Source organism: Archangium sp., from assembly GCF_036388035.1.
GTDB lineage: Bacteria > Myxococcota > Myxococcia > Myxococcales > Myxococcaceae > Archangium.
The window spans coordinates 1-11,888 of record NZ_DASVSO010000973.1 but is presented as its reverse complement, the minus strand read 5'-3'; the positions used below and the strand labels follow the sequence as shown (position 1 = coordinate 11,888).

Below are 11,888 nucleotides of genomic sequence, written 5' to 3'. Positions count from 1 at the left end.
TCACCTCCGAGTTCATCTATCGGGACGGGACGTGGCTGCTGGAGCGGCAGGTCGGGGGCCCGTTCGACGGCGAGCTGCCCTGAAAAAAAAAAACGCCCACCGTCTCGGGGCCGGCCGAGGCGGTGGGCGTCGGTGGCCCCCCTATGGAGCCACCTGACCATGCCTGCCTCTAGAGCAATGCGGGTGCCAGCCCCTCGTCCGTCGCCCCCCTCCGGAAAATCAGGGGGTTGCGAGTCCAGCTCCCGGAAGCCCCCCTGTGAAAAGGGCCTGGGTATGACAGCCGTGTCAGGACTCCCTCCGGGCCCCGTGGAGTTCCCCCCTGACAGGCCCGTCAGGAGAACCCCTTACTCGCCGACGACGGCGCGGATCGTCTCGCGCATGGAGTAGCGGGGCTTCCACTCCACGTCCTTGAGCCAGCGGCCGCCGTCCACGTTGCAGAGGAACTGGATGTGGTCGAGCTCGGGGGGCGGGAAGTTGGCCAGCCGGTACTTGAAGAGGAGGCCCAGGAGGGGCCGGGCCACGGGGTGCGGCACGGGGATGGCGGTGTGGCCCAGCTCGCGGTGGATGGAGGACAGGGGCACCTCGCCGGGGCCCACCACGTTGTAGACGCCCTTGGGCTCGGGGCGCAGGGCGGCCTCCACCATGGCGCGCGCCACGTCCTCCATGTGGATGAGCTGCACCATCGGATCGAAGCCCGCGAGCACCCATGGGCGGCGCAGCCGCAGGTAGTTGCTGGGCGCGTTCTTGATGGTGGGGCCCACGATGTGGACGGGCCGGAGGATGACCGTCTGGATGGTGGGGTGCTTCCAGAAGAAGCCGTGCGCGAGCATGTCGACTTCAATCAGGTCGCGCACGCCCGAGAAGCGACTGGCCGCCATGAGCGGCGCGTCCTCGGTGAGGAAGTTGGAGTTGTCCGGGCTGGGGCCGTAGACGTTGGCCGAGGAGAGGACCACCACCTTGGGCACGTTGTAGCGGGCGCAGTACTCGAGCAGGCGCGTGGTGCCCACCACGTTGAAGGAGTGGTGCTCCTCCTCGCTCATGCGTGGGTCGTGCATGATGCCCATGTGGATGACGGCGCGGATGTCGTTCTTGCGGAAGACGTCCTCGGCCTTCTTCTTGCGCAAGTCCAACTGGTGCATCTCGATGTCCTTCGGCTTGCCCAGGAAGGGGCGCCGATCGATCCCGATGATGCGCTCGTGCTTGTGCAGCAGCTTGGCCAGGGTCCGGCCCAGGTTGCCGCTGATGCCGGTGACGACGACGGCCGGTCTCTTCGAAGGATCCTGATTCATGGCGCGCGTGCCGGGGGCTTCACCAGAAGACGCCCTGGCGCTCCTTGAGTCCCTGGTTGAGCATGGACTGGATGGCGGACTTCACGGTGCGGACCTTCTTGTCCAGCTCGGAGTCCTCGTCGTCCGGGCGGCCGGTGAAGCGCAGCGGATCGCCGAAGTAGATGCGGTACTTGGTGGGCAGGGGCAGGGGCAGCCCGGTGACGGTGAGGGGGAAGGAGGGGAAGCCGAGCAGCTTCGCCAGGGGCTTCACGTCCATCAGGGCGGGGGCCTGCTCCTCGGCGCCCACCACGGCGATGGGGACGATGGGGGTATTCGTCTCCAGGGCCAGGCGCATGAAGCCCAGGCCGAAGTCCTGGAGCTGGTAGCGCTGGGGCCACAGCTTGCCCAGGCCGCGCACGCCCTCGGGGAAGACGAGGATGGCCTCGTCGGACTCCAGCAGGCGCCGGCAGTTCTCCGGGGTGCCGACGATCTGCCCCACCCGGGCCATGAAGGTGGAGACGTACGGCAGCGAGGGCACCCACTTCTCCACCATGCTGCGGATGGCGCGAGGCGGATCGGCCTCCAGCAGCAGGGCGACGCCAATCATGGCGCCGTCCATGGGGAGCTGGCCGGAGTGGTTGGAGACGAGGAGGACGCGGCCCTTGGGCACCTTCTCGGCACCGTAGGCCTCCACCCGGTGGTAGTTGCGGTAGAGCCAGAAGAAGGGGGCGAGCGCCGAGAGGCTGTAGTCGAGGTTGAAGCCGAACGGATCCACCCCGTACTCATTGCCGGTGCGGGCGAGCGCCTGCAGGCGCTCCTTGCGCTCCGGCCCCACCATGCGCTCCGTCCACTCCCGGAGCTCCTGCTTCACCTTGTCGGAGAGCTGCTCGAGCATGGGGCGTGTCTACACCATCCCCTCTCCCTCTGGGAGGGCATCCGTGTCCGCCAGCGGATGGATTTCACGCCCGCATTGGCGCTTCGACCGAGGGCCCCTTAGAAGGGACGGGTGGGTTCAGCGCATCCATGGAGATGGCTCGGAGTCCTGGCCGTAGGAGCCGGGGCGGCGGGAACGGCCCATGCGACCGAGACGGACCAGTACTTCGCGGTCGACAAGCGGCCGCGGGACTCGCTGAGCGCCCTCAACGAGAAGGTCAATCGCGAGCTGCTGGGGGCCGTGGACCTGGTGAACCGGCGAGGGGGCTGGGAGCGCGCCTCCTGCGAGGACGTCGCCCACCGCGTCTACCAGCGCTTCCGCATCTCGGGGCTGCACAAGATCGAGCTCTGGGCGGAGCATTCGCCCCGCATCGAGCGCGTGCCGTCCAACGAGGAGCATGAGCGCTTCAAGAACAAGGACTCCATCTACCGCAACAGGCGCTTGTGGGACTGGGGGCTCACCTTCGGGGTCAAGGCGACGTTCAGCGTCGCCGGGGTCCACCTGGGCGCGGACAAGCTCTCCCACTTCTTCAAGACGGGATGGAAGTACCACCAGCGCTTCCGCGAAGCGCTGAAGGAGGGTGTCCCCGAGCGCGAGGCCCTCGAGCGGATGGTGCGCTACGGGGTGGAGACGGAGTCCGGCTCGCTCGGACTCGAGACGACGGAGGTCTTCTCGTTCGGCGACCTCGAGGCCAACTACCAGGGGTTCCTCTTCTACCGGGGCCTGTGCCAGGAGGAAAGCCCGCGGCTCCTGAAGACCTCGGAGGGCTGGCGGCTGACGCGTCCGTTCGACTGGCGCGAGTACGTCTCCCCACAGCTCGACGAGACCTACAACAACTCCGCCTTCACGCCGAAGCGCTGGAGGGAAGTCCGGGCCAATCTCCGGCGGGATTACTGCCCGAGGCTCGACAGTGACGCCTTCGTGGAGCACTACCGGCGTTACGCGCGCTACCCGAGCAGAGCCGACGACTTCAGCACCCGCTACGTCCGGGAATTGCTCGCCCGCGGAGAGGTGCCCCGTCAGGAGGACTACTCCGTCTGGGCGGCCTGCGAGCGGAGTCGGCCAGACTTCGGCGGCGGCGAAGCGGAGGCTCCGGAAGAAAGCCCCGAGCCAGCACCTCGGTATGAGACCCCGCGCTTCGACGAGCCGATCTTCCGGCCCACGGGCGAGGTCGGCGGTGGCTGGCACCAGGGGGCCGGCTCCGATGGGAACGCCCTGCTCCGGGTGCGGTTCATGCTCCGCGAGACCGTGGTGCCGGAAGATGCGTGGGATACGGTGCGGACCCCGGAGTACCTCCTCTGGGCCTCGCTCGACGGGACGCTCGCGGCGGGCGGGCCCTTCCACCAGGCCACCCTCCCCTATGCCGACCTCCGCCTCACCCCGGTGGAGCGACGCTTCGAGCTGAACAACGCGACCACGGGCGACACGCTGGCCGTCGGTCTGGCGTTCGCGCCGGTGCGGCTCACGCGGTTCCTGGAGTTGGACCGGAGGCTGGGTGTCGAGGCCTCCGTCGCGGGAGTCCGCGGAAGGCGGGGGACGCGCCTCGGCGAGCGGCAGCGGGTGGGCGTGTTCGCGGCCCTCGCGCTGGACGCGCTCGGGTACAAGGCGGCGCTCCCCCTCTCCGACACGGGCACGTTCCAGGGGGTGCACGTCACCCGCCTGTCGCTCGAGGCCGGCGCGGAGCTGTGGCTCGGAGAGCGGCTCCGGCTCGGCATCGTCGCTGGGGGAAGCGCGGGGATCGGCCTGGGGTGGAGCCGCGACAGGATTGGGCTCTCGTCCCTCGCGGACCTCAGGGCCCACGCCGAGGGACAGATGGACGTGACGCGCTTCCTCCGCCTATTCGCCCGGGGCCAGCTCGACGCCCTCCAGGCGCCCGGGGGGGAGCGGACCCTCTCCGCGCCGACCTTCCTCGCTGGCGCCGCGTTCCTGTTCTGACCTGCCCCCGAAGGCGGGGGGGACAAGCAGCCATGGGCTGGCTCCCACCGCGCCGCCTGCTCCAAGCGCTTGTGGGCTCACACTTCATGCCCCAGCTTTGCTGCGTCCACTCGGCCAAGGAGGTGGGGACATGAGGATGCGGCGATTCCTGTGGAGCGCGGGGCTGCTGGCGGTCGTGGGCCTGGGCACGGGCTGTGCCCATGACGAGGCGACACAGGCACGCATCCGGGGTGAGAAGGTGGGCGAGGCCTTCGCGCAGAAGGTCCGCTTCGCCGATCAGCTCTCCCTGCTGAACCAGGAGCAGATCGTCCTGGGCCACATCGCCCTGAAGCAGTCCAACGACCCGGAGGTGCGGCGCTTCGCGCAGGAGCTCATCCGAGACCACCAGCGGAACCAGGACGACCTGGAGACGCTGGCCGAGTCCAAGACCATGTCGCTGGCCATGGTGGACCTGTCCACCCAGGAGCTGGGCACCGGCGGCGCGGGCGCCGAGGGCATCAAGCGGGGCGTGGAGAAGGGGGACGAGAAGTACAACAAGAAGTACGACGAGCAGGTGATGGAGTTCATCGAGAAGCGCAACGCGCTGGCGGGCCTGAGTGGCCGCGAGTTCGACAGGGCCTTCCTGGCGGAGGTGAAGAGGGGCCAGGAGTGGGGCGAGAAGCTCGTCGACGAGGGCCTGGACGACTTCCGAGACGACACGACGCTGGCGGTGTTCCTCGGCAGGACCGCGCCGGTGATCGACAGCCACCAGCACCAGGTCGAGACATTGAAGGGCTTCATCGGCGACTGAGCGGCCCCACGGCACTCCCCCTCACTTCTTGTCGGGCTTGGGCACGAAGCGCTCCAGGACGCGCATCGGTACCGTGCCCTGGGGGGTGCCATCCGTCCGCCACAGCTCGCCCCTGCCCTGCCTGGAGACGTTGAAGAAGAGCGTGCCCCCGAGCGACGCGACGGGTCTGGGATCGCCGCCCTCGACTCCCGGGATGAGATCCTTCACCAGCACCGTGCCCTCGGGCGTGCCGTCCGTCTTCCACAGCTCGAAGCCCAGCCCCGGCGTGGTGGCCTGGAAGTAGAGCGTTCCGTTCACGACGGCCCACTCTCTCGGGGTGGAGCTCGCGGGGCCTGGAGCCAGGTCCTTCAGCAAGGACATGCCCCCGCGGGTGCCATCGCTCGTCCAGAGCTCCGTCCCCGTCTTCGGGGTGTGGTTCCAGAAGAACACCTTCCCGCCCAGCGCCCCGAGCCGCTGGGGAATGCGGCTCTTGTCCGCGGAGGCGAGCGCTCCCAACCGCACCGCGCCCCAGGACGTCCCATCGACCTTCCAGAGCTCGACGGCGCCCCCATCGTTGGGGACGAGCTCGAAGAAGAGGGTGTTGCCCGCGAGCACCCATCCTTCCGAGGGCACATGTCCGGGCAGGGGCTCGATCCGCTCCGTGCCCTCGGGTGTGCCGTCACTCGTCCACAGCTCCTGGGTGCCAGAGATGTCGACGCGGAAGTAGAGCTTCCCGCCCAGGGTCGTGAGGTGCGTGGGCGAGGAGCCATAGGGCCCCGCGACGATGTCCTTCACCCGCCGCGTGCCCTCGGGCGTGCCATCCGAGCTCCACAGCTCGGTCCCCGCGTCCCGGTCATGGGCGCTGAAGTACACCCGCCCCTCGAGCACCGCGAGCCCCGAGGGCTCCTGGAGTTCGTCCCGGGATTCCCAGCGGCCCAGGAGGGGCCGAGACCCCTCGGGCGTGCCATCGGTGCTCCACAGCTCCCGACTCCTCGACTGGAAGGCCTCGACGAGGATGACGGCCCTGCCCTTCACCGTGGCGAAGGACAACCTGGAGACCAGGAGCTCGAGGGGAAAGAGGAGCCGGGTGCCCGTCGCCGTCCCGTCACTCCTCCAGACTCCCGTGCCCGCCTCGGGCGTGGGGGCCGTGAAGTAGAGCAACCCGCCGTTCGCACCGAGCATCTGGACCGCCGCGCCCTCCCTTCCGGGAGCGAGATCCACCACCCGCCACGTGCCCTTGGGCGTGCCGTCCGTCCGCCACAGCTCCGCGCGCGACACCGAGAAGCTCAGCCCGCCATACAACGCGCCGCCCAGCTCCAGCAGGCTGGTGGCGAAGAGCGGCTCCTGGGAGAGCGCTGTCTCGGCGTCCACCGGGGGCGAGGCGGGTTGCTTCTCGGAGGTGGCCTGCCTCGCGGGAGGAGGCACCTCGGTTGGGGGTTTCTCTCGGTTGCACCCGGCCCACACTCCGAACGCGGCGAGCAGCCCCGCCGCCTTACGCATCGACATCTCGCGCCTCTTGAAGAAGTCCGTCCCTGTCGCTCGCCGATTATCACCTTCACCCAGCCCGCTCCGTAAGCCCTGGGGTGCACGCGCTCGGGCTATGCTTCACGTCCATGGAGAACGTCGGACGCAAGCATCTGGACCTGGGGAGCCTGCGCGACCAGAGGGCCGCGGCCATCCTCACGGTGGTGGCGCTGGGCGTGGCGACACCCCTGGTGGCACGGCTCACCTTCCCAGGCTGGGTGGAGGCCTCGACGCTGGCGCAGGTGCGGCTGTTGGCGCGGCTGGGCGGGTTGTTCGTGCTCGCGGGGGCCTACCCCGCCGTGCTGGTCCTGGTGCGGTTGAGCCTCACCGACGTGTCGGTGTACCAGCACCGCGCGCTGCTGCGTCTCTACCCCGTCTTCTGCAACAGCTTCCAGGTCCTGGTGGCGCTCGACGGCTTCCTGCTCGTCGTCTGGCCCGAGCGCTTCGCGCTGCCGAGCTTCTGGGCGGATCTGCTGCTGGCGGTGGTGGGGGTGGGCCTGGTGCCGGTGGTGCTGCACCACCAGAGCTGGTTGGCGGGCTTCGATCCGCGGGTGGTGCTCTCGGCGCGGGGCGCGCTCGAGGGAGCCGGCCCCCTGCTGTCCACCCGCACGCCGCTCGACACGCTCGACTATCGCGTGCTGCAACTGGTGGCCCAGAGCGGCAGCGACGTCGCGGCGGTGATGATCAACGACGTGGCCATTGGGACGCGGGATCTCAACCTGCGGCTGCGAAAGCTGGTGGCACTCGGCTACCTGGACGTGGTGGACGAGCAGCACGGCCCGCAGCTCACCCTCACCTCCCTGGGGACCGACGCCCTCGCCCTGCCCATCTCGCTCTTCACCTGGCAGAGCAATGACCTGGAACTGCTGCAGGAGCTGGCTTCGGCCCGCCTGGCGCTCGAGGAGCGCCAGCCGCAGAAGGTGGTGGTGGCATGCGCGCGCTGCTGCGAGCGGCTGCTGCGCGGCTTCCTGGCCGCCCATGAGCCGCCCGTCACGAGCGTGGGCGGCAAGGACGTGAGCCGCGCGACGCTGGGCGAGCTGGTGGGGGCGTGCCGCCAGCATGGGCTCATCGGCCGCTTCGAGGACAACATCTTCTCGGCCCTCAACGAGCGGCGGAAGAAGATCCACGCCCTGCAGGACGAGCGCCCCATCGACGATCAGGACGCCTTCATCCTCTACACGCTCACGGAGATCGCCGCCCGCACGCTGATGACGCAGCCCCCCAGGGGCGCGGCGCCAGCAGCTCCCCAGTACCCGGCGGGGCAAGGGCCCGACAGGTGACAAGCAGGCGGAGCACGGGCGCGGCCTGTGCGCGCGTGGGGTTGTCATTATGAACAGCCTGGAGCCGTGGCTTCACTCGAGGAGACTTGCCCCATGCGCGAGCCCATCAACGTGATGTCGCCCGAGTTCCGGGCGAACCCGTCCCCCTTCTACGCCCGGTTGCGGCGCGAGCCCATCCAGCAGGTGGAGCCGGGCGGACTGTGGGCCATCAGCCGCCACGAGGACGTGCAGTACGTGCTGAAGAACCCGAAGCTGTTCTCCTCCGCCTTCCTCCAGCAGATCATGCGCCCCGAGTGGCTGGCGGGGGTCGGCAATCCCCTGTCCGAGTCGATCCTGACCATGGATCCGCCCCACCACACCGCGATGCGCGCCCTGGTGAGCCACGCCTTCACGCACAAGACGATCGCCCGGCTGGAGACGAACATCCGCCAGGTGGCTGGCGAGCTGGCCGAGGACGTGCGCCGCCGGCAGCAGGTGGACTTCGTCCAGGCCTTCGCCCTCCCGTTGCCGGCGTTCGTCATCGGTGAGCTGCTCGGCTTCCCGGCCAGGCTGCGCTCCAAGCTCAAGCAGTGGTCCGACGACATCATCAGCATCACCGCCAGCGTGCCGGAGCCCCCCGAGCGCATCGCCTACCTGCGCAGCAGTCTCTCGGAGCTCCAGTCCTTCCTGCGCGAGGTCATCACGGACCGGAGGGCCCGGCCCCGCGAGGACATGATGAGCGAGCTGCTGGTCGCCGAGGTGGAGGGCCGGCGCCTCACCGACGCGGAGCTGGTCGCCTTCGGCACGGTGCTGCTGGTGGGCGGGCTGGAGACGACGGTGCACCTGCTCGGCCACACGGTGCGGAGGATGGCCCAGGCCCCCGAGGTGCTCGCCCGCGTGCGTGCCACTCCCGCGCTCCTCCCCGCGCTGGTGGAGGAGGTGCTGCGCCTGGACTCCCCCTTTCAAATCACCTTGCGACTCACCACCCAGGAGGTGGAGCTGGCCGGGGTGAAGCTGCCGGCGTACGCGCCGGTGGCGGTGATGCTGGGCTCGGCCAACCTGGACGAGCGGCACTTCGAACGAGCGGAGGAACTGGTGCTCGAGCGCCGCACGTCGCAGCTCATGGCCTTTGGCCACGGCGTGCACTTCTGTCTGGGCGCGCCGCTGGCCCGGATGGAGGCGCACCTCGGCTTGGGGGAGCTGTTCGCCCGCTGCGAGGGCTTCGTCCTTTCCCAGGAGGCGCTGAAATGGAACCACTCGCTCGGGATTCGCGGGCCGGTGGAGCTCCCCCTTCGGGCCATCCCGGCACGCTGAGAAAGGAACCACCGGCCCGCGAGCCGTCAGAGGGCCATCGTGCAGCCCAGGGCGCTGGGACAGGCGTCGATCGCACTGCACGGCACGTCGGTGAACTCACGCGGGTGACACCCGCGAGGCGGCCGGCCGCGGCCGCCCACGGCGTCCGACAGCTCGCTCTCGTCGAGTTCGGTGACCGGCTTGCCCGACGGGAGCTCGGGGAGCGCCGCCCGCTCCTCCGAGGTGAGACTCGCGCGGAACTCCGGATCCTTCCAGGCACGGATGATCGTCTCTGCTCGCATGCTGTTCCTCCTGGTGGGCCCTCCCCGGGAGGAGAGGACACGTCCAGGTGGATGGAGTGCCCGTGTGCCGGTTGTGACGTGGGGCCCGTCGGGGCCCAGGCGGTTCAGCGCCAGTGGGCCACGTGGTCCCGCGCGAACTGGCGTGGCGAGCGCGGCGAGCGGCCGAGCAGGTGTTAGGAACTTCTCGGGCTCGACCGCGACATAGCTCACGGAACACTTCCAGGGCTCCCGGGCGGTGTGCTCCAACAGGCCTCATCTTGCGCTCCCGAGGTGTCGGACTCACGCCAATTCCGCTGCGCGCCCAGGGACCCGCGGCCACCACCCTGGTAATGAGCCCTCCATGGACCTGGCGCTCTACCGTTCCTTCACTCAACGACTGCGAGCCCGGCTGGAGTCCGATGCGCGCGTGCTGGGACTCGTCGCGGTGGGGTCGATGGCCGAGCTCGGGCGTACACCAGACGCGTGGTCGGACCATGACTTCTTCGTGATCACGCGCTCGGGTGCACAGGAGTCATTCCGCCAGGACCTGAGCTGGTTGCCCGAGAGCGAGCGCATCGTCCTGAAGGTGCGCGAGACGGCGCATGGGCTCAAGGTGCTCTATGACGATGCCCACCTGCTGGAGTTCGCGATCTTCGACGAGGCCGAGCTGCACTTGGCGCGGGTGAATGACTATCGCGTGCTGCTCGACCGCGCGCACCTCGAGGCCGACCTGCGGCACCTGCGCACGACGTCCGCCACCGAGGCCGCCTCCTTCGACGTGGAGCGCACCTTCGCCATCTTCCTCTCGGCGCTGCTGGTCGGCTCGGGACGTGTCGCGCGTGGCGAGGTGCTCAGCGGGTCGTCCTTCATCAAGCAGCATGCGCTGGGTCATCTGCTGCGAATCCTGGCGCACTGTCTGCCCACGGGAAGCGAGAAGCAGCTCGACAACCTCGACCCGTTCCGCCGCTTCGAGCGGGAGTTCCCGGAGCAGGGGCGGACGCTCCAGCAGCTGTTGCTGCGAGAGCCTGGCCTTTGCGCCCGGCAACTCCTCTCCTTCGCGGAGGAGCAGCTCGCGCACCGGATGGAGCGTTATCCGGCCCGGGCGGTGCAGGTCCTGAGGGACCAGCTGGAGCAGTGGGCCCGGTCGGCCTGAAGTTCCCCGCGTCAGTGGGAAGAGGTGGAGCCGCCCTCCTGGCCGTGCGCGTGGGAGTCCCTCGCGGCCGGAGCGGCGTTCAGCGGGAGGCTGAAGCAGAACGTCGAGCCCTCGTCCGGGGCGCTCTCCAGCCAGATGTGGCCTCCGTGCGCCTCGACGATCTGCCGGCTCAGGTACAGCCCCAGCTCCACCACCCCCGTGTAACCCGGCGACCCGGGAGGCAGTGGCTCGTAGAAGGGTTCGAAGACGTAGCTCTGGCGCTCCCGCGGAATCCCCGGCCCCTCGTCATGCACCGAGACCACGGCCTCGCCGTCCGTGTGCCACGTCCGGATTTCGACGGGCGCGCCCGGAGGCGAGTACCGCAGGGCGTTCTCCACCAGGTGGGCCACCACCTCTCCCACGAGCTGGCGCTCGGCGTGGATGAAGAGCGGGCCGGAGACCTCGAGGCGAAGGGGGTTCTCCGTGGTCCGCGCGAGCTTCTCCACCTGCTCCCTCAACAGCCCGTGGAGATCGAACCGCTGGCGCTCCAACGCCGCGGTCCCGGGAGCCATCCGCATGGCCGCGAACAGGTGCTCGACCAGCCGGGTGATCCGCCGGGTGCTGCGGGCGATGGTGGTGAGCCCCTTCTGCTGGCGGGCCGTGAGCGCCTCCAGGGAGAGCAGCAGCTCCGCCCAGGTCTGGATGGTGGTCACCGGCGTCTTCAGCTCGTGGGCCGCCGCCGACATGAACTCCTCGCGCAGCCGCAGCGCCGTGCGCACCTCCTGGAACAGGCGGGCCTTCTCGATGGCCACGGCGAACAGCCGGCCCACCAGGGTGTGGAACTCCAGCGCCCCCGCGGAGACGTGGCAGGGGGCGCGCGTGAAGTAGGCCATCACCCCCACCAGACGCTCGCGCGAGTGCAGGGGAACCGCCACCAGCCCGCGGAACCCTCCCTCGCGGGAGAGCTGCTCGGAGCGCGGGGATGCGCCGTCCGCCAGGAGATCCTCGATGACCTGGATGCGCTCCTCCCGGGCGGCACGCGCGAAGAGCTGGGGCGCATCGAATGAGAGGTGGCGCACGCCCGCCTCCGCCGCCTCCGTCAGCCGGTGCGAGGCCAGCAGGGTGAGCTCCTGGCGCTCCGGCTCCGCCAGCCAGAGCCCGATGGCGTCGGCGCCCAGGGTGTTGATGCTCTGCTCGATGACCACGCGGGCGATGCGCTCCAGCTCCAGCTCGGTGACGAGGGCCTGGCTGATCCGGGCCAGCGCCAGCTCCCGCTCCTGGCGCTGGGTGAGCTGGTCCGCCATCTCGTTGAAGGCCCCGCCGAGCGCCTCCAGCTCATCGCCCGTCGCGATGTGGACGCGCCGCTCCATCTCGCCGCGCCCCAGCGCCTGGGCGGCCAGGTGGAGCTGGTGCACCGGACGGGAGTAGTAGCGGGCCAGCAGGAAGGCCAGGAGGGAGTTGAGCAGCAGGATGCCGCTGAAGGCCGCGAGCTT

At 69.6% G+C, this 11,888-nt stretch carries 10 protein-coding genes; 5 read left to right on the top strand and 5 right to left on the bottom strand.

The annotated features are described in order from the left end of the window. Window positions 1-344 precede the first annotated feature (344 nt). Together VF697_RS40265 and VF697_RS40260 are read right to left on the bottom strand one after the other, a co-directional pair. The gene (locus VF697_RS40265; RefSeq protein WP_331103623.1) at window positions 345-1,289 is read right to left on the bottom strand and encodes an SDR family oxidoreductase; all 945 of its coding nucleotides are present in this window, start codon (window positions 1,287-1,289) and stop codon (window positions 345-347) included. A gap of 19 nt (window positions 1,290-1,308) precedes the next feature. Continuing rightward, a complete protein-coding gene (locus tag VF697_RS40260; RefSeq protein ID WP_331103622.1) occupies window positions 1,309-2,163 on the bottom strand; it encodes a lysophospholipid acyltransferase family protein in 855 nt (284 codons plus the stop codon). A gap of 111 nt (window positions 2,164-2,274) precedes the next feature. On the opposite strand from VF697_RS40260, the gene VF697_RS40255 reads away from it, so the two are divergent. Then, window positions 2,275-4,137 (top strand): hypothetical protein, encoded by a 1,863-nt coding sequence (locus VF697_RS40255; protein ID WP_331103621.1) that lies wholly within the window; start codon window positions 2,275-2,277, stop codon window positions 4,135-4,137. 130 nt (window positions 4,138-4,267) lie between these two features. Further along, the gene (locus tag VF697_RS40250; protein WP_331103619.1) at window positions 4,268-4,927 is read left to right on the top strand and encodes a DUF4142 domain-containing protein; all 660 of its coding nucleotides are present in this window, start codon (window positions 4,268-4,270) and stop codon (window positions 4,925-4,927) included. Window positions 4,928-4,948: 21 nt separating this feature from the next. On the opposite strand, the gene VF697_RS40245 is transcribed toward VF697_RS40250, so the two are convergent. Then, window positions 4,949-6,412 carry an ELWxxDGT repeat protein gene (locus VF697_RS40245; protein ID WP_331103617.1) on the bottom strand — a complete coding sequence of 488 codons (1,464 nt, stop codon included), beginning with the start codon at window positions 6,410-6,412 and terminating at the stop codon, window positions 4,949-4,951. Between the two features lie 107 nt (window positions 6,413-6,519). Here VF697_RS40245 and VF697_RS40240 point away from each other — a divergent pair, with 107 nt between their 5' ends. After that, window positions 6,520-7,710: a hypothetical protein gene (locus VF697_RS40240; RefSeq protein WP_331103615.1), complete on the top strand. Its 1,191-nt coding sequence runs from the start codon at window positions 6,520-6,522 to the stop codon at window positions 7,708-7,710. Between the two features lie 93 nt (window positions 7,711-7,803). Beyond that, window positions 7,804-9,003, top strand: coding sequence for a cytochrome P450 (locus VF697_RS40235; RefSeq protein WP_331103613.1), 1,200 nt, complete (start codon window positions 7,804-7,806; stop codon window positions 9,001-9,003). 26 nt (window positions 9,004-9,029) lie between these two features. Here the strand turns inward: VF697_RS40235 and VF697_RS40230 are convergent, their stop codons facing one another. Then, window positions 9,030-9,284, bottom strand: coding sequence for a mersacidin/lichenicidin family type 2 lantibiotic (locus tag VF697_RS40230; protein ID WP_331103611.1), 255 nt, complete (start codon window positions 9,282-9,284; stop codon window positions 9,030-9,032). A 340-nt stretch (window positions 9,285-9,624) separates the two neighbouring features. On the opposite strand from VF697_RS40230, the gene VF697_RS40225 reads away from it, so the two are divergent. Next, complete coding sequence (locus tag VF697_RS40225; protein WP_331103609.1) at window positions 9,625-10,416, top strand: hypothetical protein; 792 nt, start codon at window positions 9,625-9,627, stop codon at window positions 10,414-10,416. An 11-nt stretch (window positions 10,417-10,427) separates the two neighbouring features. Here VF697_RS40225 and VF697_RS40220 read toward each other — a convergent pair. After that, the coding region (locus VF697_RS40220) for an ATP-binding protein (protein ID WP_331103607.1) at window positions 10,428-11,888 on the bottom strand (1,461 nt) is incomplete at its 5' end.